The organism is Niallia sp. MER 6 (assembly GCF_023714395.1).
In the GTDB taxonomy this organism is placed as follows: domain Bacteria; phylum Bacillota; class Bacilli; order Bacillales; family Cytobacillaceae; genus Niallia.
The window spans coordinates 62522-84662 of sequence record NZ_JAMAUK010000018.1 but is presented as its reverse complement, the minus strand read 5'-3'; the positions used below and the strand labels follow the sequence as shown (position 1 = coordinate 84662).

The 22141-nt window shown below is 34.3% G+C and carries 31 protein-coding genes and 1 pseudogene; 20 read left to right on the top strand and 12 right to left on the bottom strand.

Annotation, left to right across the window (positions count from 1 at the left end; translation table 11 throughout):
* Positions 1-26: 26 nt before the first annotated feature.
* The 4 genes from M3600_RS19130 to M3600_RS19115 form a co-directional block, all read right to left on the bottom strand.
* Positions 27-518, bottom strand: coding sequence for a hypothetical protein (locus M3600_RS19130; protein ID WP_031538332.1), 492 nt, complete (start codon positions 516-518; stop codon positions 27-29).
* 346 nt (positions 519-864) lie between these two features.
* Positions 865-1758 (bottom strand): phosphogluconate dehydrogenase (NAD(+)-dependent, decarboxylating), encoded by an 894-nt coding sequence (gene gnd, locus M3600_RS19125; RefSeq protein ID WP_031538333.1) that lies wholly within the window; start codon positions 1756-1758, stop codon positions 865-867.
* 198 nt (positions 1759-1956) lie between these two features.
* Complete coding sequence (gene zwf, locus M3600_RS19120; RefSeq protein WP_066194379.1) at positions 1957-3429, bottom strand: glucose-6-phosphate dehydrogenase; 1473 nt, start codon at positions 3427-3429, stop codon at positions 1957-1959.
* Positions 3430-4151: 722 nt separating this feature from the next.
* Positions 4152-4517, bottom strand: a complete 366-nt coding sequence (locus tag M3600_RS19115; RefSeq protein WP_066194376.1) for a winged helix-turn-helix transcriptional regulator — start codon at positions 4515-4517, stop codon at positions 4152-4154.
* 204 nt (positions 4518-4721) lie between these two features.
* Here M3600_RS19115 and hxlA point away from each other — a divergent pair, with 204 nt between their 5' ends.
* The 4 genes and pseudogenes from hxlA to M3600_RS19095 all read left to right on the top strand — a co-directional run bounded on the left by hxlA (position 4722) and on the right by M3600_RS19095 (position 8292).
* Positions 4722-5354 (top strand): 3-hexulose-6-phosphate synthase, encoded by a 633-nt coding sequence (hxlA, locus tag M3600_RS19110; RefSeq protein WP_031538336.1) that lies wholly within the window; start codon positions 4722-4724, stop codon positions 5352-5354.
* Between the two features lie 8 nt (positions 5355-5362).
* On the top strand, positions 5363-5920 hold the full coding sequence (hxlB, locus tag M3600_RS19105) for a 6-phospho-3-hexuloisomerase (protein ID WP_031538337.1): 558 nt from the start codon (positions 5363-5365) through the stop codon (positions 5918-5920).
* Between the two features lie 358 nt (positions 5921-6278).
* Positions 6279-7266 (top strand): annotated as a pseudogene (locus M3600_RS19100) (Gfo/Idh/MocA family protein).
* Between the two features lie 429 nt (positions 7267-7695).
* Positions 7696-8292 (top strand): hypothetical protein, encoded by a 597-nt coding sequence (locus M3600_RS19095; RefSeq protein ID WP_251647091.1) that lies wholly within the window; start codon positions 7696-7698, stop codon positions 8290-8292.
* A gap of 624 nt (positions 8293-8916) precedes the next feature.
* Here M3600_RS19095 and qacH read toward each other — a convergent pair.
* From qacH to M3600_RS19075, 4 genes are all read right to left on the bottom strand, one after another.
* Positions 8917-9294 (bottom strand): quaternary ammonium compound efflux SMR transporter QacH, encoded by a 378-nt coding sequence (qacH, locus tag M3600_RS19090; protein ID WP_000121134.1) that lies wholly within the window; start codon positions 9292-9294, stop codon positions 8917-8919.
* Positions 9294-9845, bottom strand: a complete 552-nt coding sequence (locus M3600_RS19085; protein ID WP_061691482.1) for a TetR/AcrR family transcriptional regulator — start codon at positions 9843-9845, stop codon at positions 9294-9296. The genes qacH and M3600_RS19085 overlap by 1 nt, the downstream gene beginning before the upstream one ends.
* Before the next feature lie 233 nt (positions 9846-10078).
* Positions 10079-10273, bottom strand: a complete 195-nt coding sequence (locus tag M3600_RS19080; RefSeq protein WP_251647089.1) for a YolD-like family protein — start codon at positions 10271-10273, stop codon at positions 10079-10081.
* A 172-nt stretch (positions 10274-10445) separates the two neighbouring features.
* Positions 10446-11429, bottom strand: a complete 984-nt coding sequence (locus M3600_RS19075) for a coiled-coil domain-containing protein (RefSeq protein WP_251647087.1) — start codon at positions 11427-11429, stop codon at positions 10446-10448.
* 214 nt (positions 11430-11643) lie between these two features.
* On the opposite strand from M3600_RS19075, the gene M3600_RS19070 reads away from it, so the two are divergent.
* Together M3600_RS19070 and M3600_RS19065 are read left to right on the top strand one after the other, a co-directional pair.
* Positions 11644-11928, top strand: a complete 285-nt coding sequence (locus M3600_RS19070) for a hypothetical protein (protein ID WP_251647086.1) — start codon at positions 11644-11646, stop codon at positions 11926-11928.
* Entirely contained in the window at positions 11906-12079 is a 174-nt protein-coding gene (locus tag M3600_RS19065; RefSeq protein WP_251647085.1) for an aspartyl-phosphate phosphatase Spo0E family protein, read from the top strand. The genes M3600_RS19070 and M3600_RS19065 overlap by 23 nt, the downstream gene beginning before the upstream one ends.
* Here the strand turns inward: M3600_RS19065 and M3600_RS19060 are convergent.
* Positions 12076-12672 (bottom strand): recombinase family protein, encoded by a 597-nt coding sequence (locus tag M3600_RS19060; protein WP_251647084.1) that lies wholly within the window; start codon positions 12670-12672, stop codon positions 12076-12078. The genes M3600_RS19065 and M3600_RS19060 overlap by 4 nt on opposite strands.
* A gap of 301 nt (positions 12673-12973) precedes the next feature.
* Here M3600_RS19060 and M3600_RS19055 point away from each other — a divergent pair, with 301 nt between their 5' ends.
* The 13 genes from M3600_RS19055 to M3600_RS18995 all read left to right on the top strand — a co-directional run bounded on the left by M3600_RS19055 (position 12974) and on the right by M3600_RS18995 (position 20228).
* Positions 12974-13216 (top strand): hypothetical protein, encoded by a 243-nt coding sequence (locus M3600_RS19055; protein WP_251647083.1) that lies wholly within the window; start codon positions 12974-12976, stop codon positions 13214-13216.
* Positions 13217-13244: 28 nt separating this feature from the next.
* Positions 13245-13481 (top strand): hypothetical protein, encoded by a 237-nt coding sequence (locus M3600_RS19050; RefSeq protein WP_251647082.1) that lies wholly within the window; start codon positions 13245-13247, stop codon positions 13479-13481.
* 48 nt (positions 13482-13529) lie between these two features.
* On the top strand, positions 13530-13772 hold the full coding sequence (locus M3600_RS19045; protein ID WP_251647081.1) for a hypothetical protein: 243 nt from the start codon (positions 13530-13532) through the stop codon (positions 13770-13772).
* Between the two features lie 280 nt (positions 13773-14052).
* A complete protein-coding gene (locus tag M3600_RS19040; RefSeq protein ID WP_251647080.1) occupies positions 14053-14514 on the top strand; it encodes a JAB domain-containing protein in 462 nt (153 codons plus the stop codon).
* Between the two features lie 117 nt (positions 14515-14631).
* Entirely contained in the window at positions 14632-14994 is a 363-nt protein-coding gene (locus tag M3600_RS19035; RefSeq protein ID WP_251647079.1) for a Cas9 inhibitor AcrIIA9 family protein, read from the top strand.
* A 15-nt stretch (positions 14995-15009) separates the two neighbouring features.
* On the top strand, positions 15010-16581 hold the full coding sequence (locus M3600_RS19030) for a PcfJ domain-containing protein (RefSeq protein ID WP_251647077.1): 1572 nt from the start codon (positions 15010-15012) through the stop codon (positions 16579-16581).
* Positions 16578-17510 carry a DUF3102 domain-containing protein gene (locus tag M3600_RS19025; RefSeq protein WP_251647075.1) on the top strand — a complete coding sequence of 311 codons (933 nt, stop codon included), beginning with the start codon at positions 16578-16580 and terminating at the stop codon, positions 17508-17510. The genes M3600_RS19030 and M3600_RS19025 overlap by 4 nt, the downstream gene beginning before the upstream one ends.
* A gap of 179 nt (positions 17511-17689) precedes the next feature.
* A complete protein-coding gene (locus M3600_RS19020; RefSeq protein WP_251647073.1) occupies positions 17690-17869 on the top strand; it encodes a hypothetical protein in 180 nt (59 codons plus the stop codon).
* Between the two features lie 262 nt (positions 17870-18131).
* Positions 18132-18524: a hypothetical protein gene (locus tag M3600_RS19015; RefSeq protein WP_251647071.1), complete on the top strand. Its 393-nt coding sequence runs from the start codon at positions 18132-18134 to the stop codon at positions 18522-18524.
* A gap of 15 nt (positions 18525-18539) precedes the next feature.
* Positions 18540-19271: a hypothetical protein gene (locus tag M3600_RS19010; RefSeq protein WP_251647069.1), complete on the top strand. Its 732-nt coding sequence runs from the start codon at positions 18540-18542 to the stop codon at positions 19269-19271.
* A gap of 61 nt (positions 19272-19332) precedes the next feature.
* Positions 19333-19539, top strand: a complete 207-nt coding sequence (locus M3600_RS19005) for a hypothetical protein (protein ID WP_251647067.1) — start codon at positions 19333-19335, stop codon at positions 19537-19539.
* Positions 19540-19642: 103 nt separating this feature from the next.
* On the top strand, positions 19643-19831 hold the full coding sequence (locus M3600_RS19000) for a hypothetical protein (protein ID WP_251647065.1): 189 nt from the start codon (positions 19643-19645) through the stop codon (positions 19829-19831).
* A complete protein-coding gene (locus tag M3600_RS18995) occupies positions 19824-20228 on the top strand; it encodes a hypothetical protein (RefSeq protein ID WP_251647064.1) in 405 nt (134 codons plus the stop codon). The genes M3600_RS19000 and M3600_RS18995 overlap by 8 nt, the downstream gene beginning before the upstream one ends.
* Positions 20229-20240: 12 nt before the next feature.
* Here the strand turns inward: M3600_RS18995 and M3600_RS18990 are convergent, their stop codons facing one another.
* Entirely contained in the window at positions 20241-20429 is a 189-nt protein-coding gene (locus M3600_RS18990; protein WP_251647063.1) for a hypothetical protein, read from the bottom strand.
* Positions 20430-20489: 60 nt separating this feature from the next.
* On the opposite strand from M3600_RS18990, the gene M3600_RS29390 reads away from it, so the two are divergent.
* The gene (locus tag M3600_RS29390) at positions 20490-21161 is read left to right on the top strand and encodes a TraX family protein (protein WP_367275868.1); all 672 of its coding nucleotides are present in this window, start codon (positions 20490-20492) and stop codon (positions 21159-21161) included.
* Positions 21162-21215: 54 nt separating this feature from the next.
* Here M3600_RS29390 and M3600_RS18985 read toward each other — a convergent pair whose 3' ends face one another.
* Positions 21216-21485 carry a hypothetical protein gene (locus M3600_RS18985; RefSeq protein ID WP_251647062.1) on the bottom strand — a complete coding sequence of 90 codons (270 nt, stop codon included), beginning with the start codon at positions 21483-21485 and terminating at the stop codon, positions 21216-21218.
* A 17-nt stretch (positions 21486-21502) separates the two neighbouring features.
* The gene (locus M3600_RS18980; RefSeq protein ID WP_251647061.1) at positions 21503-22102 is read right to left on the bottom strand and encodes a DNA topoisomerase; all 600 of its coding nucleotides are present in this window, start codon (positions 22100-22102) and stop codon (positions 21503-21505) included.
* Positions 22103-22141: the final 39 nt, after the last annotated feature.

The following is a 22141-nucleotide window of genomic DNA, read 5'->3' as shown; positions in this document are numbered from 1 at the left end:
TAAAAGACAGTTAGTATTAAGAAAACTCAATGGTCCCTCTCTACATCGGCACTTAGTATGTCTTCTGTTTTGATTTCAAGTAATATTTCCAAGAATCTTATCGTTCCTAATACTTTTCGAGTGTCTCCCTCATTTTGAACATTCTCCATTTTCTTTTGTTGGATCAGTTCACTTATTACTTGCTTGAAAGCATTGGTTTTTATAAGCCATTCTCCAACCAGTAGCTTAGTTGAGTCTCTCTCGTGTTCGGTTTTGACAGCAAATAAACTTTCGGTATCTGTCTCTCTTAACGTGATTGAATTAAAATCTTCGCTCATTTGAATCCGAAAATAATTCCTTTCACTATCATAATATTTTCCGTCCCTTAGAAGAAAATACTCTATCCCTAATACTATTTCATAAAAGGGCTCATTATCTGATGGAGAATGGAGTTCTTTTACTTCGATATTCTTCACCATGTCTAAATAGGTTTCTAAACCATATTGTGTGTTAATGATTTTTGCATCCAATACGTTCATGATGTCACACCTCAATATTGTTTTATTTTTTTGGCTCTGTTAAACTTGTCTGTTGGCTCCAGGTGCTCGCTTTCCGCGGGCGAGCCGGGAGCCTCCTCGGCGCTGTGCGGCTGCGGGGTCTCCCTTGTCATGTTTTTCCCGCAGGACGTTGAATCATCATCCGTGAATAGGCACCGCACGAGAAAATGTGAATGCATTTTCGAGGAGTCTCGCTCCTTCCGCTTCAATCAACATAGTTAGCACTATCAACGACTTAAGTAAATCTACCAATTTTTGGGATATACCAAACTAAAAATCCAATGAATTTCCGGCTCATTTTAACGAAAGACATATACAGCAGATGACTTTATGATTTTTCCACAGCATGTCCGCCAAATTCATTACGAAGGGAAGCTACCACTTTACCTGTAAATGTATCATTGTCTAATGAACGGTAACGCATTAGTAAAGACATAGCGATAACAGGGGTAGCTGTTTGAAGATCCAAAGCGGTTTCAACTGTCCATTTCCCTTCCCCAGAAGAATGCATAATGCCCTTAATTTCATCTAATTTTGCATCTTTAGAAAATGCGCGTTCTGTCAATTCCATGAGCCATGAGCGGATGACAGAACCGTTATTCCACACCCGTGCCACTTTTTCATAGTCAAAATCGAAATCGCTTTTTTCCAGGACTTCGAATCCTTCACCAATGGCGGCCATCATTCCGTATTCTATTCCATTGTGGACCATTTTTAAGAAGTGGCCACTACCAGATTTCCCAGCATATAAATACCCATTATCTACAGCTGTATCTCTAAAAATCGGCTCGACAATGCTCCATGCTTCAGGATCTCCACCAATCATATAACAAGCACCATAGCGAGCACCTTCCATCCCCCCAGAAGTACCGGCATCCATAAAGCTCACTCCAACTTTCTTCAACTGTTCGTAACGACGAATGGATTCCTTATAATGCGAATTACCAGCTTCAATGACGATATCTCCTTCACTTAGAAATGGTGTGATTTCACTAATAACTGAATCAACGACGGAGTGTGGGACCATTATCCAAACAACTCGTGGCTTTTCTAATGATTGAACAAGATCTTGTAAACTGGATGCTCCTTCAACTCCGTATTTTTTAATTTCTTCAATAGTATTTGTATTTAGATCAAACGCCATTACACGGTGTTTATTGTCAATTAAGTTTTTTCCTAAGTTCATACCCATTTTCCCTAATCCAATTAATCCTACTTTCACTTGAGTTTCCTCCTTTAAATTACAAAAAATAGCCTGTATTATTATGCTACCCATTTGTTGTTCTTCATGGTCTCCTTATGGAACCATAAGGATTCAACAAATACTTTAAGTTCCTTGGGTAAATCGCGTAACAATTATCTGTCAAATCCAACCTCGGTTTGCTCTCTTCATACCAATAGCCTTCCAGGGAGGTGCGGATTAAACTCCCCCCCTAGTTTCCCACCATTTAAAACCATCCTCCTCCAATAATTGCGAAGCAGCTTGTGGCCCCATCGAACCGGCTTGATATAGGTGGAGTGGAAGGGCATTTTCCTCAAACGCCTCTAAAACGGGCTGTACCCATTTCCAAGATAATTCAACTTCGTCCCAATGAGCAAAGAAGGTAGAGTCCCCACGCAGAGCATCAAATATTAAGAGTTCATATGCTTCGGGCACGTCTTTTTTACTCGCTGAAAAATCAACAACAATAGGTTCTAATTTTCCATTTATCGGGTTTTTACTATTTAACTGCAACGAAACACCTTCATTAGGACTTACATTAATAACTAATAGATTGGGTTCAGCATTTTGGATTTCATTGGTATACAAATTCTTTAATGGGTTTTTGAATTCAATCACAATCCGCGTTAATTTTTCCGTCATTCTTTTTCCTGTCCGGATATAGAATGGGACCCCGTCCCAGAAGGAATTATCAATCCATAGACGAGCAGCGACGAATGTATCGTTTTTAGAAGAAGCATCAACGCCAGGTTCTTCTAAGTATCTGACTACTGGTGTACCGTTTATTTCACCTGATCCATATTGGCCACGAACGACGTGGATACCTACAGTATTTTTCTGTAATGGTCGCAGAGATTCCATAACTTTTCTTTTCTCATTACGGATATCTTTTGCACTAATCTGTTTTGGGAGATGCATGGCTGTCATCATCAACAGCTGTAGCATATGATTTTGAACCATATCACGAATAGCGCCTGCTTGGTCATAATAACCAGCCCTCTCTTCTACACCAACCGTTTCACTAGCCGTAATTTGCACATTGGCAATAAACCGATTGTTCCAAAGTGATTGCAGCACAGGATTGGCAAATTCCAAGGCTTCAAGGTTTTGAACCATTGGTTTTCCGAGATAATGGTCAATCCGGAAAATTTCATCTTCTTCAAAAGCTTTGCTTAATTTTTCGTTTAAATCTTCAGCAGATTTTAAGTCATACCCAAATGGTTTTTCGATAATCAATCGTTTCCATCCCTTTGTCGAACCTAAGCCACTCTCCTTTATGTTTAAAGCAATTACATCAAAGAATTCAGGAGCAACAGAAAGATAAAACATTCGATTCTCTTCAATACTCTGGTCTTTTTCATTTTGTTGAACGACTTCAACTAACTTCTTATACCCTTCAGCATTCGTGAAATCTAACTGGCAATAACGAAATGCCTTTACAAACTCTTGTTTTTCGGATTTATCATTTATCAAGTGTCTAGAAAAAGTGTATAGCGAGTCTGTTACATGGTTTTGAAAATCAACATCAGACATTTCGTCTATTCCTACACCAATGATCAAAAAAGAATCTGGTAATTTTTGATTCAAATATAAATTAAACAAGGCAGGGTAGATTTTTCGCTTAGCTAAATCCCCAGTTGCCCCAAATAAGACAAACGTCATAGAATCCACTTTTCATTCCTCCACTTTTTCAAAGCATTTTCAAATAGAAAAATGTCTGATTTTCTTCGTTTCCCCTACAAAACAACAAGGATTTTCGCTATTGCGTTATCCTACTTTTGGATGTAAGTTTCGTTTATTTCTCCCAGCTTGTCCGGTAATAATGATATCTCTTAATTGAGAATGTCCACATTTTGGACAGGTTTCATTATTTATGGTGATGATTAGACATCTTTCACAAACTTTTCGCTGCTTAGTTTTGAACCTTTCCATGCGGATCTCTCCTTTCGTAAAAAGCAACAACATGTATAAATTATTAAATGAAGTTTCACTTCATCTCACCATGCTTGTAGCAGTATTCCCTTAAGGTTTGGTAGTATTCTTTAAGCTCGCTATTACTTGAGCAAAATCAGTATATTACGTATGTTATACTTTTGAAAGTACGCACTTTATTAACATATAGATACATTGGTATAACATAGTGTTAAAAATAATACTATAAACTTGAATCCAATACCAAGAGTGAAAAGCCAAGGACAGCGATTATACAAGATTCGCTGCCCTTGGCTTTTTAGTAACTGATTCTTTTATTAAATGTTGTGTTTTTTCAACCTTTTAAATACGTAGAGATATAAAAAAACACGGACAGCATCTTTATTAAGATAGCTAACCGTGGTTTGTTAGTATATGAACTTTTTTACACTTTTTCGAACCCCTAGGAGAAACTCTTTTTTCTACTGAATAGACGATTTGTTTTCTGTTTCTTTTTCCAATACATTCTCAATATAATCTTTACCCCAGTCATACATAGCTTCCAGAATAGGCATCAGACTTCTTCCATACTCAGTGAGTGAGTATTCAACTTTTGGTGGAACGACAGGATAGACTTCACGATGAACAATCAAATGGTCTTCAAGTTCGCGCAATTGATTAACAAGCATTCTTTGAGTGATACCCGGCATGAGGGCCTTTAGTTCACCAAAACGTTTGGTTCCTTCTTTTCCTAGATGCCACAATACCAACATTTTCCATTTTCCACCAATAATCGAAAGAGTCAATTCTTTTTCACAATTAAACACTTTTTCCCCAAGATTCGGCATTCATTTCACCTCCAACCCTTATTATGTCCCATAGTATACTTTTTGTTACTATATGATAAAAAAGTGCATACTTTTAATTTAGTAACATACCCAGTATACTGAGTATCATACCGTTAGTAAATAGCTATCAATTGGATACAATAACACTGTGCAAAAGAAAGCTATACGGCACAATTATACTATTATATAAGGAGCGAGTAATAAATGAAATTACAATTAGCATTAGATCTTGTAGATATTCCAGGAGCCATTGAATTGGTGAAAGAAGTAGAAAATCATATAGATGTTGTAGAAATCGGCACGCCGGTTGTGATTAATGAAGGCCTTAAAGCAGTAAAGGAAGTGAAAGCTGCCTTCCCTAACTTAACTGTATTAGCTGACCTTAAAATCATGGATGCAGCTGGATATGAAGTTAGCCAAGCATCTGCAGCAGGCGCTGACATCATCACCATTCTTGGTACAGCTGAAGACGAGTCCATTAAAGGTGCTGTAGAAGAAGCAAAAAAACAAGGTAAACAAATCCTTGCTGATATGATCGCAGTTAAAGACATTGAAGGTCGTGCGAAAGAACTGGATGAACTAGGAGTAGATTATATCTGCGTTCACACAGGTTATGACCTTCAAGCTGTAGGAAAAAATTCTTTCGAAGACCTTGCAACCATTAAGAGCGTTGTAAAAAATGCGAAAACTGCTATTGCAGGCGGAATCAAATTAGAAACACTTCCAGATGTGATTAAAGTACAACCAGATCTTGTCATCGTAGGTGGCGGTATCACAAGCAAAGACGATAAAAAAGCAGTTGCAGCTAAAATGCAAGAATTAATTAAACAAGGTTAATTATAACTATGAAAACTACTCAATATTTAGCTGAAGTCGTTCAAGAATTAAGTCGGACAGTCGACTTAATCTCTGACGAAGAAGCAGAGAAGTTGGTTAATAAGATTCTGGAATCCAAAAAAATCTTTGTTGCAGGTGCGGGCAGATCTGGATTTATGGGCAAATCTTTCGTGATGAGAATGATGCACATGGGGATCGATGCTTATGTAGTCGGTGAAACTGTAACAGCAAATTTAGAAAAAGGTGATTTGTTGATCATCGGTTCAGGTTCAGGTGAAACGAAAACCTTGGTTTCAATCGCTGAAAAAGCAAAAAGTTTAGGTGGGACGGTCGCAGCTGTAACGATTTCCCCTGACTCCACGATTGGAAAATTAGCTGATATTATCATTAAATTGCCTGGATCACCGAAAGATCAATCTGAAAGTGAATATAAGACCATACAACCAATGGGGTCACTTTTTGAGCAAACGATGTTATTATTTTATGATGCATTGATCTTGCGTTTTATGGAAAAAAAAGGCTTAGACTCTACTAAAATGTACGGCAAACATGCCAATCTCGAATAGAGTACACTTTAAAAAATATGGAAACATCGTAAAGACCGCATTTATTTCTTTTATGAATTGCGGTCTTTACTGCATATTACAAATAACACAGTCCATACAGGAAAGAAAAAATAGCCTCTGATTCAGTCCCTTCTATGGCCGGATCAGAGATCATTATTGGGTGGGGCACAGCCAAGAATTTAGCCATCACTCACAGTATGAGCCCTATTTGGGTTATCACCAATATTTCACTGGTAGGCCCCATGTCTATATAAGTTTTTTTATGGGAAAATAAAATCCTATTGGCGATGAAAAACGCTTCATAAGTGTAGTAAACAAAACTCTTCGTTTTATAAAACAAAGGAATGAGGTTGAATAAATGGTTCGATTCGGCGTAATCGGTACTAATTGGATTACAGAAAGATTACTTGAAGCAGCAAATGATGTAGAAGATTTTAAACTAACTGCTGTTTATTCTCGCACGATTAGTAGAGCAGAAGAATTTGCAAGTAAATATGGAGTAACAAAAATATTTACAAACCTAAAAGAAATGGCAGTTAGTCAAGAAATTGACGCGGTGTACATTGGCTACTCCCAATTCATATCACGCAGAACAAGCTATTTTATTTTTGCAAAATGGCAAACATGTGTTATGTGAAAAGCCACTGGCTGTTAATGCAACCGAAGTAGCGAGGATGATTCAAGCCGCAAAAGATCATAACGCCCTATTAATGGAAGCAATGAAATCAACCTTACTTCCAAACTTCAAGGTCATTCAAGATAATTTACATAAAATTGGTCCTATCCGTAGATACTTTGCAAGCTATTGTCAGTATTCATCTCGTTATGATAAATACAAAGAAGGAATTGTCCTTAATGCCTTCAATCCAGAGTTTGCGAACGGTTCATTAATGGACCTTGGTGTCTATTGTTTGTATCCACTTATTACATTATTTGGTGAACCAAAAGAAGTGAAGGCAACTGGCATTATGCTTGATTCGGGTGTGGATGGTGAAGGTAGCGTCATCTTAAAATATGATGATAAAGATGCGATTGTGATGTATTCCAAAATAACGAACTCTTATTTACCAAGCGAAATTCAAGGCGAAAAAGGAAGTATCATGATTGATAAGATTCATACGGCTGAAAAAGTAGAAATTCACTACACTGACGGCACGGTTGAACAATTAACAGTCGACCAATCTCATCCAGCTATGTATTACGAAGTGAAAGAATTTATTGAATTAATCAACCGAGGAAAAACAGAGTCTGATACTAACTCATATAAAAATTCATACACCACGATACAAGTGTTGGATAAAGTGAGAGATGAAATAGGTCTTGTATATCAAAGTAATCATAAGTGAAAAAACACAAAAACCCCTACAGCGACTTGTATTATTCTCTTGAGAAATTACGAATCTGGCCTGTTTGTCGAAGAATAAAAGAAATCGTTTTAGAACTTACCTAAACTATTTTGCATCCATTCTTTTTTATAAGAGCATTATAGCATTTTCTACCCGGCTAACAAATTTTAAAGGACTTTTGCTTATTATGCAAAGGTTCAATGCTCATTTTTTAAGATGTGTTTCTTCTTATTAATTTGTGATTTAGTTTAAGTATTCCTTAATAGGAGTAGCGACAATGACACTACCCCTATTAGGATCCTACCAACAACCGCACTTTTCTGACCCCACCCTACCCTACAGAGTAAAAAGGGTTGTAAATGTAAAAAAAATCCATGCTATGACCCTTTTTTACAAGTACCTCGGTCGTACCCCTTAAGAAGCCTGAATTTGGATGATTTTATTTCTGATGATGAAATGGAACAGTTGTTAACTTCCATGAAGAAGTCTAATGGTTCTGTAGCCAGAGATTACTTGATAGATCGAAATCTAGGCATTGTTTGCTTGGCGAGATACTACGGTCTTACTCCAAAGGATATTTCTCTTATCACAATGGAAAAAGTGAATTTGGCTCAAAGTACAATTGAAATTAAGACAAGTGGATCTCCCTTGATGATTGAAATCGAAGATGAACATCTTCAGTATATTCGAGATTACCGGAACTCTATTGAAGAGAGTCTTAGACCACGTTTAAGAACTAAGGACCCTTTATTTGTAGCATTCTTTAACCCTACCTGCAGATTCCATTTCGATTACGCTGCTGGGATGCCAAAGGCGCTTTCTATACGTGGTATTCAGGAAATGATAAAAGATGAGGTAAGGCTTGCTGGCTTACGCAAAATATCTGCAAAAAATTTAAGAAACAGCTGCATCATAGAACATTTATCAAATAATTTATCTAACGAGTCTGTAGTATCATATTTCCGTCTTTCTGATTCATTTTCCATTCGTCGTTATAGTGAATATTTAAAGACAAAAAATGATTAAGAGAAAAATTATCTTCGATATTATTCAAAATTAATTCCTACTGGCCATACTCGGAATTAATTAAAAATACGGCTCTTGATTGTGTCTTACAGCTGCTATATTTTGCATCAATAAGGTGTTTATCCGTAAAACAAAAGATAATTCGCTTGTAGACCTTCTCAAAAACATAAAGTTGGTCTACTTTTATAAAAATAATCTAAATTAGGCCATTCCTCTTCTTTCTTCTATGAAATGACCTTTACACCAACTATTCTAAAAAAGTCGATATTAATTATCTGATCAAGCTCATCTTTAATTTGGATTGTTTTTGATGTAGAGTTTACCCTTGTAACGATTCCGACTCTTGTAGTAAAAAAACCATTCTTCCAAGTTTTGATCTCCAATAGGGGTAGCGTCAGGGAAATGCGGATTTACAACGGTAAGCATTTGATACAAGTCTTATGAGACAGTCAGAAGTCATTTAAAACGCTAATTTCATTATGTCTCAATAAACTCTACTCTATTGGAATTGTGAAGTGATACACTTAAACTAACGTACGCAGGTTTGTTGAATAAGGACTTCAAAAAATACCCTTAATTAAGCTAAAAAGTCCTTCTCTTTATTAAGAAGGACTTTTTTATGTGTTATTCCATTGTCTCATTCATTGTAATAGTTTCGCTTGCTTCATGACCAGATTCTCCATGTCCTGGTCCAAACAAATTCAATATTACAACTCCTACAAGAATCAGTGTTATTCCTGCAATGCTAGCCATGTTAAGTTTTTCCTTCCAAACTAAAACTGAAATTACTGTAGTCAAAACAAGTCCTAAACCTGCCCATAATGCATATGCAGTGTTTAAGGGGATTGTTTTTAGCGACAAGGATAAAAAGAAAAAACAACCAACGAAAGCTATTATTACCCCTATTGTAGGATAGAGTTTTGAAAAGCCTTCAGATGCTTTTAATAGGGAAGAGCCAATAATCTCCCCCACTATTGCAAGTGCTAAATATAGATATGACATTATTCGTCCTCCTGAATCATGTTTATTAGTTCATCAAAAACTTGTGTTTTTAGTTCTTCATTTAATGGTGCCATTCCAAATATTTCTGAAAACCAAAGACCATCTATGGATAATCTTGTAATTGTTATTTTGACAGGATCAATTCCATCAGTTATTAACTTTGTATGCAAAATATCGTATCTCTGCCGGAATTCATCTAATAAATCTGGATTAATAAACATAGCAGCCATTAGTGCGGAATTTAGATTATTGTTTTCTAAATCGGAAAATGTAGATTTAAGATAAGCCCTATTCCATTTTCCTATTGCGTTATCATCGTCGTTATTAACTAACGTATTAATGCATTCGAAATAATTATTTATCCAATCTTCCACCATTCCTTTAATTAATGCTTCCTTGCTAGGAAAATGGTATAATAATCCACCTTTACTCACGCCAGCTCTTTGGGCGACTGCCTCTAATGTGAGTTTGACAACTCCTTCTTCTTTTACAATTTCAGATGCAGCAATCAATATATTTTTTTTCTTATTAGCATGCTTTGAAATAGACATAATAACCTCCATAACTTAGATACATATAATATACCGTCTGGACGGTTTTTTTGTCAATCGAATTAAAGCTCTTATTTAATATCACTCTTTCACATAAAAATAATCCAATAAATTAATCTAAAGATTGTGAAGAAATGTACTTAAAGTAAAGGGAGCTTTAGTTCAACAGTCGATTTCTTAAAATCGGCTTTATTTATGGGTGAAAATTACATTACCGTTGTAAATCCGCATTTTCAGGACTCTACCCCCAATAGATGATTACTCTGTAAGCTGCTTATAATGAATTGCTCAATTTCTTCTATTTGATCTTCAGTGAGTTCGGGCCTAGGTACTTTATAATAATCCTCTTCTGCTTTTTTTAACATAGCAATATGCTCCGGCATAAAAAAACCTCGCCACTTTTTTGATTTACCTCGATCGTTTAACATAAGCAAAACCTACCTTTACTAATAAAAAACGCCATCTATAAGATGGCTAAAAAGGGGGAAATTTTGAGAACATATGTTCTATTTATATTCTATTTGATAATGAAATGTAAGTCAAGTATTGTATAAAACTCCTGGTATATCATAAAATTAATCCCCCTTTTAACATAGAGGGTTATTTTTTCTTTGATGCAGCTTCCATTTCCTTAATTTTTTTCTCTAATTCTTCAATCCTTTTATCTTTTGAAACAATCACAGAGGCTTTCCTTTCATTTTCGCTGCTCTCACGATCCAATGTAGCTTTTAATTCATAATTAGCACTCCGTAATTTCTCTTTCTCTTCGAGAACCTTTTCATATTTATCTTGGTAGCGTTTTGTTTCTTTTGATAATTCACCCTGAATATGTTTAATTTCTTTTTCTTTTTCTTTATTCAATTCTTGTTCACGAGCAAAAAGACGTTTTTGACATTCAAATTCTAAGCTCTCTTTTTGTTTTTTTAATTCTTCTATTTTTGATGTAATATTTTGTTCTAATCCAGCGATTTCACTTTTTAATGAAGAAATTTGTTTGTTTAATTCATCATTAAGGGCTATATCCTCTTTCATTGCTGCAATAGCTTCCTCTTTTAAAGAAATTAACTCATTCTTATTAGCAATCTTCTCATCTTTTTCCTCAATGATTGTTTTTTGCTCTTCGATTCGCTCAACATAACCGTTTAAAACCTCTTCTAATTCCTTTTGTCTTTCTTGGTTAACCCTTGTTACATCGGTTAACTCATTAATTTTATTATTTTTTTCGGTTAATTCATCTTGAAGTGCCTTTTTCTTTTCCTTTAATTCAAGAATTTCCTCTTTCAGTCCCGAAGCTATCATTTCATGTTGAGAATTTAAATTGTTTAAATTCGTTTCATTTCGTTCAGCTAGATTCACAAATATATCATTTATTCTCCTGGTGATCTGATTCAGCTCTTTTAAGTCAGCTCCATATTCCATCTTCTTAGTTAATTCGTCATGTTGAAACCTTTCAACGAAGAGATCAAAAATATCGCCATTAAATTCAATCATTCCTGCTGCCTTCGCCTGTTCGGTTAACACAGCTATACGATCCTTTGTGTCCGACTTCACTTTAACGCCCAATAGCTCAGTGTTTTTACTCACTCCAAAAACCTCCCTTATGTAAAATGCAGTTATTCTTATTCACAGTATAACCAAGAATCCCTAATATAACAAAGGTTAACCGAATTTTTTTAGTTAACCATTATAAAATGAACGTTTTAAAGTTAACTAATTGAAAAAAGAAGAAAATAAAAGTTGACCCAATTATATAATTTTTATATAATATTTATATAAATATTATAAAGGGGTTGTTTAGTTGAGATTTAACTTGTTTCGATATGAAGTTGTGAAAAGAGGTCTGCAAGATCATGTCATTGAGTTTACGCTTAACCAAAAGCCTTACTTTATGACAATGAGGAAACTAACCGAAATTGTTGAACAGGAATCAAAAGAAGAAAAAGATTTTATTAACCAAACCATTAGCCACATAAAACTTTTTAATCTCGATATTTTAGAGTTTGCAGGATTTCTTGCAAAATCTCATGTTATGAAACTCACAAATACTAGGAGGCGAAACTATGAATCTATCAACAACCATTGAACAAAAAAGGGATGAAATGATAAGAGTTGGCATGTCTAAAGGTTTATGCGATGAGGAAACTATTAAGATAAGCCAGGAATTAGATGAGTTAGTATATCAATCGTTGCAAAAAAATAGAGAGTCCAAAAATGACTCCCTAATTAAAAACTAAGATTCTTTTAACTCCTTTACTTTTCTATAAAAAGTAGTTTTAGACATATTGGCTATTTTCATAGCTTCAACAGCCGAAATCTCTTTGTTAGTCCATTGTTTATAGGCCTGCTCAAACTCTTTGGTAATTACAGCTTTAGGCCGTCCTAAATGCTTTCCTTTAGCTTTCGCAGCTTGAATGCCTTCAGCTTGTCTAATTTTGCTGTCAATACGTTCTTTTTCAGCAAAGGCTGCTAACACTGTAAGAATGACTTTTTGGATCGCTTGCTTAATAATATCTTCTTGTTCAGTCGATGTATTAATCATAGGCTCTTTAATAAATTTTAACTGGATGCCATTATCGACAAACCATTCATATTCCTTTAATGTTTCGTTCATGGTCCGACCCATGCGTGTAATGGAATCAAAAACGATTTCATCACCTTCACGTACCAGCTGCTTTAATAATTGATACTTAGGTCTTTCAAAATTTTTACCACTCATTTTTTCGATAAATACATCTCGATCGTCAATACCTTCCTTCTTCATTGTTTCAACTTGTCGATCTTCATTCTGATCCTTATCAGAAACACGTATGTAAGCAAATCGTTTCAAATCACTTTCCCACCTTTACCTTAATTGCTGTTATTATATCTGAAAACGTCCCTAAAGGTAACTAAATGTTTAGAGACGTTCCTAAATAAGTTTTATAACCTTTTGAAACGATGGGAAACCTAGTATTTTAAAAGAATTATTAAAGGAAAAAAAGGTACACCTTTTGGAACGCTGTGAAACTTCCAAAATATAGGTTTTGTAAATGAATCTATGAGTTTGGTAATTAGTTGTGTTAATCAGTTGAATTTATGATGTATAAATGTTATAATTATATCATAAATAGAAACGGAGGTTGGTAATAATGGCTAAGTGTACTTTTTGCGGAGACTCTAAAGAAAATGTAAATACAAGAAAGGTTGGTGGTTATCAAATATTAGAAACGTGCGAGGAATGCTCTGAAGAGATTCTAAAAGAGTTCATCACAAGTTGCGACCATTGCCAGCAGGAACTTAATCAAATGAAAGGAGAGGATATTTACATAGAAAAATTAAAACTGGTGTTATGTGAGGATTGCTTCCGAACTAGTGGATATAAAATAGCATAATCAAAAATAAAAAAAGTGGGGTTTGAAAATGAAGCATACTGTATTCGTTGGATATGACATACCTTTAGCGTTAGATATTAAACATGATATGGTAATCCCTTTGCTAGATAAGGTGTTTAAACGGATAGAATTAGATGGTGACATTGTACATGTAATTGAAGGTGATTCGAGTATAAAATTCATCGAGAATATGATTAATTCTTTCAATGCCTATTATGATATAGGGTTGACGTTAGATATTGAGCCATATTGTATGGTGAGTTAGGGTAGAGCTTCATGCTCTATCCTTTAAAAAATGAGGGAGGAATTGATATTGGCTACTTTTTTTAGAAAGATGATAGAAGAAAAGGAATTATTAAATGAAGTTATTTCCGTTGAACATGATGGGATTCAGCATTTTGTTGAGGTTTCTATTTTGCTTGAAGTAATTGAAAATGCTAGTGAAAAAGAAAAGGAGCAAATTAAAAATACTTTTAGCATAATAGATTTCAAGAACGGGAATCTGATGCACTATTTAAAGTTTTTAGCTGAGGCTTACATATCAAATAATTATTAAAACATATTAAAGGAAAATTAGGTTTTGGGTTTTATATCTTGAATCGATCTACGCTCATTATGAATGGTTCGCATGAGTTTCGGAAGTGGTTCCGAAATGAATCTACTAAAAAAAAATGTAATTTTATTCGTATTTTCCTTATTTAATAGTTGTTTTTATGATGTATAGATGTTATAATAGTATCATAAGGAGGTGAGGGAGAGAGGTTAAAAAAATAGAAAAAAGCAAATCTCAAATGCTTACATTAAACAATCACTCAAAAGAAAAAGGAGAGTTTTGAATGGCGAAAAAAGAAAATTTAGAAATGGTGAAAGAAATCGTGAGAATTAAGCAAGTGGTAATGAAGGGTGAAATTGCAAGAGAAAAAATCACTTCTCCACAAGATGCGGTGGAAATCGCTACAAAATATATCGGAGACGAGGATAGAGAAGTTTTTCTTGTGATGGTGCTGAACACAAAAAATCAAGTGAACGCTGTTCACAGATGCCATGTAGGAAGCATTAACTCTTCGATAGTTCATCCGAGGGAGGTCATGAAAGCCGCAATATTGAATAATGGTGCTTCAATTATCGTGGCGCACAATCACCCATCTTACAATCCGGAGCCTTCGAGAGAGGATATTGCGGTAACAGAAAGACTCAAAGAAGTGGGTTCCTTGCTAGGGGTTGAACTTCTCGATAGTCTAATCGTCACAGATAACCCTAAAAAATATATCTCTTTGAAAGAGAAAGGTTATCTTTAAAAACTAGCTTGCAGGAGGAAGGAAAACCCTTCTTCCTCCCTCCTGCCTTTAATATTCGCCGACCATTCAAAACAAAATCTTCTATTAAATTAATCGGTATTAAAAGGTGGTTTGAAAATGGAACAAAACCCGAAACAAAAAGCAGCGATTGAAAAACTACAAAATGAAATGAATGAACATAAGGATGATGCCTATATCCAAGCGATCGGCCAGTTTTTGATTCAACAAATTGAAAAAATCGAAAGTGCAGCTGAAGCTATTCTCACTACTGATAAAACGGTAAAAAAAAGTTTGGAAGTAATGAAAAATGAAGCGAAAAAAAAAGCCGTAAACGGATTCGCTATGTTCACACCGGATGAAGGTTTTGCCCTGGTATTAAAATACTTTGATATTAAATCAGAAAAAATTGAAGTTCCTGAAGTGAATTTGTCAGTAAAAAAAGCTTCTCGTTTTGATGTTAAATTAGATGATTTCTTGTAAAGGAGTGCTTAATGAATGAATACTGAATTAGAGTTTGAAGCTCATTTTTCTTCAGAAGTCAGCGAAGATTTAAAGGCTTATATCATTGATGAAGCGTTACTTCATAGTAGATATTTCTACGTTAAAAGAATGACATCAAGCTTGCAGAGAGGTTGTTGCACCCATTGTAAATCTAATCATGTTGTAAGTTCAAATACACTTTTGAAGCATAATGAGGTTTGGAAATGTGAAAAATGCCAATCTCATGTTTTAGTAAAATCGATTGGCCGAGGAAGAGGGAAAATGATTGATAAAGTATATGTTGTTTGGTACGAAAAATCAATTGTTGATTCCCAAGTAATTACAGCAACCGGATACTATGTTTCGATGGATTACAGAGAAAATATGATGGGGGAAACTTCTATTATTCCAGTGGCTCGGTATCTATTTGAAAATGGCAAAGCCACAATGAAGCATAGAAGCCATTATATTTCCGGAACCATCATAGATGGAGTTATAAATTACGAAAACGGATGGAATTTGGCAAGCAAACCATTCTCCATGCTAGGTAAAAATTCCTTTACCCTCAATTCTGAACAATCAGTTGAAAGCTTAAAAAAAGCTATTGAGGGAACAATTTTCACCTATAGCCAATGGGAATACTATTACAGACAAAATATAGACCTTGTTAAATTCTTTGCTGTTTTCTCTAAATATCCATTTGTTGAGTATCTACTGAAAATGGGAATGACGAGAATTGTCACTTCTATGGTGGATAATTGGAATTTATATAGATGCATTAACTTCCGAGGAAAAACAATGGAAAAGATTCTTGGTTTAACCAAGAAAGAAATTAAGGACTGGAAAGCTTCTCAAATTGAAATGACCCCAGCTCTTCTAAGCACCTACAAATGGTTCAAAAGAAGGAACGTGAAAATTTCATGGCAAACAGCTGAATCTTGCGATTCTTTAGTTACAGGAAGCTATTACATGGATCGCTTCGCACGTTTACAAAAGCATTTATCGAATGAGCGTATTATACGATATGCGGAAAATCAGATGAAGAAAGAACCTAAGCGAAATCGATCTATTCTAAATGTCATTACATCATGGACAGATTATTTAAATGAATGTGAAGAGTTAGGGATTGATATAACCCAAGAAAAAGCATTGCTTCCAAATAGTCTATATAAAGCGCACCGGAAAACTTCACGTTCAATTAAATTAAAAAAAGATGAAATTGTTAATCAAAAAATTGAAAAGCTTCAACCGAGATTGAAACAGTATCATTTTGAAAATAAAGACCTTTTCATTAGCCCGGCTGTTTCTACTGAAGAGCTATTTGAGGAAGGGAAAAAATTAGCTCATTGTGTAGGTGGATATGCTAATAGGTATGCTGAAGGACAAATTGCTATCTTGTTCATTCGTAAGAAAAAAGAGCCTGATACACCCTTTTATACTGTTGAGATCGACTTACAAACAAATAGAATCACTCAATGCAGAGGATACGACAATAAGGCTGCTACTAAAGAAATAGGAGCGTTTGTTGAGGCGTTCAAGCTGGCTAAATTAGCGAAGAAACAAAGAGAAAGGAAAATGGCTATATGAATGAGTTAAGCACGAGAGATACTAATCTGATAGCTTTAGAAATTAATAATATCAAAGAGCAAACACAAAAGATATTCTTGTTGAGTTCAATTGAAATAGGAAAAAGGCTTGTTGAAGCTAAGCAACTGGTTCCCCATGGTGAATGGGGAAACTGGTTAGAGGATTCAGTTGATTACTCCCAACGAACAGCTAATAATTTGATGAAAATATATGAGGAATACGGACAAGATACACTAGCTTTAAAAGGAGGGTTCGACGAATCGCAAGCGATTGCGAAATTAAATTACACGCAAGCTGTTGCACTTCTTAGTATACCTTCAGATGAAAGGGAAGAGTTTATAAATCAACATGACCTTGAAAGTATGTCTACTAGAGAATTACAGCAAGCTATTAAGGAAAAGAAAGAGCTAGAAAAACAGCTGAAAATTAGTGAAGAAAATGCAAAACGTGAAAAAGAAGAAAAGGAAAGATTTCAAAAGAAGTTTGAAGAATTAGAAGAACAATCAGGCAAACATGAGGATGAAATTAACGAATTGAAGGAACAGCTTAGTGCTGCTGAAAATGCAGGAGACGAGGAAGAAATAGAGCGACTTACTTCTTCCCTCCAATCCGCAGAAACATCCTTGAAAGAGTCCAAAATGAAGATTGATAAGTTAGAACGTCAGCTGAAGGAAAAACCAATTGAAGTTCCGGCCGTAGTAGAAAAAATACCTGAAGAAGTTCAGAAAGAGTTGGAGACTTTACGTAAGCAAGCATCAACAAAAATGAATGAAGAAAATGTTGCTAAATTTAAGTATTGCTTTGATTCCTTGGTAAAGGGGTTTGATGAGATCCTAGCTACTTTAAGTGATATAAAAGACCAAGAATCTTCTGACAAGCTAAAAAGGGCTGTGAAGGGCCTTTTAGATAAAATGCAAGAAGCTTTATAAGGGGGTGCTAAACATGTATGAAGTTAACAATGAAGATTTAATATTAGTTGGTTATGAACGTGAGGAAGAATATAAAGTGAACAAATAAGCTCAGAAATTTTCCTTTAATAGTTTTTGTTAGATGAGATCCTCTTTCGAGGATCTTGTCTTAAATCTTTTGATAAAGGAGCATATTGGAATTGTTGAAGAATTTTTTATTGGTAACAAAAAATAATAGAAGGGTTGTGGTTCGTGCCAAGTCGGATGAAGCAGCAAAGTATATTCTTGAAAATCACTCCAATGAAAAGTTAAAAAGCATAAGAAAATTAAAGCTAACAGATTTAATTGATTCTGATGAAGTATTTTTTTTAGAGGACTGATGAACGGATTTTTAATAAGTGTTTTCGTGTGGATTTCTTTCTTCGGGTGGGTGCGGATGTTATTTAATTTAATCTGAAGGAGTAGTTCATGGTTAATATATAGGATTTTATGTTATAATAATTATAACTGAAAAGATTTTTCTTTTGATTGATTGTTTAACTGTAACTCCTGGGAATCCCGGGAGCTTTTTTTATGTTTCCACTTGTCTATATGATGTATCAATGTTATAATTAGATTAATAAATACATTAATGGAGGTAGGATGATGAAATTTTTAGATATGGAACAACACAAAAGTTTTTGGAAAATAAAAGAACAAATTCCTGAGAATCTTAAAGGGGACAGAGAGTTACTTTCGGTTGCTTATATTATGGCCAGTAACGATGAACTTAAAAAGAAAATGACCCCTTATATCAACTGGATTGATGGTTTTGATTATGAAAAAATGTTTGCGAATGAAACCTTTACGACAGCCGAAAAGGTTTTAGCGAAAGTTGCCGTTGCTCTTTATGATAACGGGGTTGATCTTCAGTTTAACGAAGTCTTCACTGAATTAAATCAAGAGCAAATGGAAGTAGCCTTAAATGTTGCAAATTATAGACATGATAAAAAGAATATTTATGATCCTGCCGATGGAAATTTCTATATTAACTAAGAAAAGGTGTTTTTGATGAAACAATATTCCTTTAGTTTTAATCCTGATGTATTGGAAGACTTTAAAAAAACTCTTCCGGTTAATAAGAGCAAAAAAATGCTTAAAAACTACTTACTCAAAGAGTATGAATTACCGGAATCATTAGATGAGCTGCTAAAAGTAGTAAGCAATCCTGCTATTCAACCTTACTGGATGACAGAAGAAGAAATAAATAAGATTGATCGTTTAATTAAACAAGCGCAAATAAAAGGTTATACCCTTAATCGATCTTCTATAATGCGTGACGTAATGAAGAAACTTCTTATAAAGTATCGAGATACACCTATGCAAAAAAGCGAGCAATACAGACAGAGATTTAAAGTTCCTGCCGGGTCGAAAAATCGATTATCGCAGCTAATTAAAGAAGGAGAATTAACATATGAGCTTTCCTCATTTATTATGGATGGCTATGTTCCTTCCAATGATTTCACATCGATGCGAAATCAAGAACAAGAAGATATAAATTTTAAATCAGATATTGAGGTATTTGAAAAGTTAGATGAAATTTCTTCTGAATATGGGTTTAAAAAAGGCGGAAGAGCTAAAATTTTCAGAGACGCTTTGGTCCAGTTTGAAGCTTTGCTGCAATCGAATCCACCTAAAAAAGCAGCGTTAAAACAGGAACTTAAATATATCCTTGATGAATATAAAAATGTAGAAGATGTGCCGGTTATTCAAGAAGAAATTCGCAAGTACTTAAAAGAATAAATTTGTAATACATTTTTCTTGAAAATTTGTACTACAAATTTTCCTGAATGGGTGGGGTATTATGAGTGAAAGAAATAGATCGTCCAAGGTGCAATGCAGATTGAACACTACAGAAAAAGCAAGATTTGAAGAAATTCGGCAAATTATAGTGTTCGAAAGTCAAACAGGGAACCGTCTAACACCATATCATGCTTTTGCTAAAGAAGATAAAGTCACCGATGCTGATGTTATTCGATACCTAATTAACAATTTTAGGTATGAAGATTAATCCCTGAGCCCAGGAGGATTCAAAATAATAAAAGGGAAATAATATGAAAAACTGAACATTTTATATAATTTTTATATAAATAATTTAAAGGGGTTGTCTTCGAATGGGGAATAAAGTGGATAGAGAAAAAATGTATGAGAAGCTGCGTAAATTGGATAAAAAGGTGAAAGCTCAACCTAAAACTTTAAAATCAGAAAACGGAACTTTCATTCTTGATCCAAAGGATAAGCATCAAAAAGAATGGTTTGAGAATGATGAGGATTTTGGTGGTTTCGGAGGCAAAGATGAGTGAGAAATCTCAATTTGAAACTGGCCAATGTTACATAATGCATGTGGAATTTAGGGATAACAACGGTGAGTTCATTGAACCACGAAAAGGAAAGCTTCGCCCGGTAGTGATATTTAAAGATCCGTCAGATGATACTATTTTCGCTTGCCAAACTACTACCAAAATAGATAAACCACGCTATAGAAGAAATGGTGTACTCATACAAGATATTCAGGAAGCTGGGATGAATAAAGAGACTATTATACGTCTTGAATATCACAGTCGTTATAACATTGAAAACCCTGAAGACTTAAAGGGTCCAATAGGTAAATTATCCGAACGTGATATTGATAGTTTCCTTGAAAAACTTGTTAAAGTCCGTCAAAGAGAATATAAAATCGAAAACTCATTAGAACTTTGATAAGGAGGCATATTAACGTTTGCTTGTTCTGAAAATCCTTCGTATGAATCTATAGATAATCAATACAATCAATACTACAAAAAGCCAAAACATCGGCATAAAATTGTCTTTCGCCATTTCGGTATTAACATGATTATAGGCAAACAAAAAGAAAACAGTCGCAAACATTGCTAAAATTGTTTTTTTAACAAATCGTTTCATAATTTTATTCATCCTTTCTATCTAATATTATACTACAGACCATTAGGAGGGGTATTTTGCTTGTTTTCTCCACAAAAAATCCCAGGGAAACAACATAATGAAATTCTAAAATTAATCGCGATAATCTCAATGCTCATCGATCATATAGGACTTATATTTTTTCCGGAATCAACTTTCATGAGAATATTGGGCCGTATAGCCTTCCCTATTTTTGCTTTTCATATAGCCAAAGGATATGTGCATACCTCTAGTAAAATGAATTACATATCTCGCTTATTAATATTCGCTGCAATATCTCAAATACCGTATATGTTTCTTTTAAAGACATATAATTTAAATATTCTATTCACGTTAACTTTATCAGTAATATTAATCAGTTGTATTCAGTACAAAAAATGGTACTGGATAATTTTGATCGGATTCATCGTTATAATACCTAAATATCTGCAACTACTTAGCTTTGAATACACATGGTATGGACTGATTATGCCTGTAATCTTTTATTTGTATGCAGATTCAAAAAATAAACTAGTTATCTATCAATCAATTTTAACTATTTTATTTATAATTTTGGAATCTGAAAAAATTATACAATTCTTTGCTATTTTTGGAGTTTTGTTATGCTTATACTTCCCGACAAACAAATTCAAGATTTACTTAAATAAATTTTTCTTTTATTGGTTTTATCCAGTGCATTTAACAATACTTTTTATAATATTTTTGTATTTCTAAGGAAGCCACTACCTAATATCATGTGGCTTCCTTATTTGCAAATTGAATTAAGGCTTAATTTTCACTTGTTATCTTCTCGATCTTTTTTAAATAATTTATAATAGGTGAAATTTTATTATCATAATCCCTTTTTGTACAACAATCCCCATTACTTCCGATCCCAAATTGGCCAAAAGTATTATCTCTAATTGCAACAAAAATATCTTCTATGGCCCACATCACTTTACTTATTCCATCATCCCTAAATTCAACGGTATTTCCATCTTCATTTTTGTGCTCTACTATTTGAATCTCGTCCAATATTTCCTTCAATGATTTTTTCATAACTAACTCCTTCCTCTTTATTTATTAGCAAATTCGATCCAATTTTTCTCTAAATTAAATACTACATCTGCTTTATAGGCCTTCCCTTGCTTCGATTTCAGATTAACCTTGATTGTTTTACCAGCTAATAGTTTGCTAGCTTCAGTTTTTGTTACATTTTTTTTGCCTAGTTTTTCTAAGGCATTTTTCCAAATAGTTGTTTTACAACCGTCTTTAAATCCGGAACAAGAATATGCTTTGCTATTTTCATGGATTTCTTTTTTACATTTTGGACAAAGCGCAATAGTTTCTTTTCCCGGGTTAGCTGCTACAGAAAGGGTTTTAACATTCCCTCTAATTTCTTCAGCTGTTCGCTTCACTAAGCCTTCAAGCTCTTCATAAAAGGTTTTTTCCTTTAATTCTCCATGTTCAACTTGGGACAACATCGTTTCAAAAAAGGCCGTCAATTTAACACTATATAAGGAAAAGTCTTCAGGCATCATTTCAATTAATTCTCGGCCAAGGGGGGTTGAGATAATTTGATTTTTCTTCTTTTCAATGAAACCACGTTCAACTAATTTTTCAATAATAGCTGCCCTTGTGGCTACAGTTCCAATTCCCTCTACAGATTTCATCATCTTTTTGTCTGCTGCTTCATTAAGAAACTTAGCTGCATT

Coding starts and splice junctions, on each gene's coding strand:
- M3600_RS19130 (WP_031538332.1), bottom strand. CDS start 518: ATGAACGTATTGGATGCAAAAATCATTAACACACAATATGGTTTAGAA.
- M3600_RS19115 (WP_066194376.1), bottom strand. CDS start 4,517: ATGCCGAATCTTGGGGAAAAAGTGTTTAATTGTGAAAAAGAATTGACT.
- hxlA (WP_031538336.1), top strand. CDS start 4,722: ATGAAATTACAATTAGCATTAGATCTTGTAGATATTCCAGGAGCCATT.
- hxlB (WP_031538337.1), top strand. CDS start 5,363: ATGAAAACTACTCAATATTTAGCTGAAGTCGTTCAAGAATTAAGTCGG.
- qacH (WP_000121134.1), bottom strand. CDS start 9,294: ATGTCATATCTATATTTAGCACTTGCAATAGTGGGGGAGATTATTGGC.
- M3600_RS19085 (WP_061691482.1), bottom strand. CDS start 9,845: ATGTCTATTTCAAAGCATGCTAATAAGAAAAAAAATATATTGATTGCT.
- M3600_RS19080 (WP_251647089.1), bottom strand. CDS start 10,273: ATGTTAAACGATCGAGGTAAATCAAAAAAGTGGCGAGGTTTTTTTATG.
- M3600_RS19065 (WP_251647085.1), top strand. CDS start 11,906: ATGAATCTATCAACAACCATTGAACAAAAAAGGGATGAAATGATAAGA.
- M3600_RS19055 (WP_251647083.1), top strand. CDS start 12,974: ATGGCTAAGTGTACTTTTTGCGGAGACTCTAAAGAAAATGTAAATACA.
- M3600_RS19050 (WP_251647082.1), top strand. CDS start 13,245: ATGAAGCATACTGTATTCGTTGGATATGACATACCTTTAGCGTTAGAT.
- M3600_RS19040 (WP_251647080.1), top strand. CDS start 14,053: ATGGCGAAAAAAGAAAATTTAGAAATGGTGAAAGAAATCGTGAGAATT.
- M3600_RS19035 (WP_251647079.1), top strand. CDS start 14,632: ATGGAACAAAACCCGAAACAAAAAGCAGCGATTGAAAAACTACAAAAT.
- M3600_RS19030 (WP_251647077.1), top strand. CDS start 15,010: ATGAATACTGAATTAGAGTTTGAAGCTCATTTTTCTTCAGAAGTCAGC.
- M3600_RS19025 (WP_251647075.1), top strand. CDS start 16,578: ATGAATGAGTTAAGCACGAGAGATACTAATCTGATAGCTTTAGAAATT.
- M3600_RS19015 (WP_251647071.1), top strand. CDS start 18,132: ATGATGAAATTTTTAGATATGGAACAACACAAAAGTTTTTGGAAAATA.
- M3600_RS19010 (WP_251647069.1), top strand. CDS start 18,540: ATGAAACAATATTCCTTTAGTTTTAATCCTGATGTATTGGAAGACTTT.
- M3600_RS19005 (WP_251647067.1), top strand. CDS start 19,333: ATGAGTGAAAGAAATAGATCGTCCAAGGTGCAATGCAGATTGAACACT.
- M3600_RS19000 (WP_251647065.1), top strand. CDS start 19,643: ATGGGGAATAAAGTGGATAGAGAAAAAATGTATGAGAAGCTGCGTAAA.
- M3600_RS18995 (WP_251647064.1), top strand. CDS start 19,824: ATGAGTGAGAAATCTCAATTTGAAACTGGCCAATGTTACATAATGCAT.
- M3600_RS18990 (WP_251647063.1), bottom strand. CDS start 20,429: ATGAAACGATTTGTTAAAAAAACAATTTTAGCAATGTTTGCGACTGTT.
- M3600_RS18985 (WP_251647062.1), bottom strand. CDS start 21,485: ATGAAAAAATCATTGAAGGAAATATTGGACGAGATTCAAATAGTAGAG.
- M3600_RS18980 (WP_251647061.1), bottom strand. CDS start 22,102: ATGATGAAATCTGTAGAGGGAATTGGAACTGTAGCCACAAGGGCAGCT.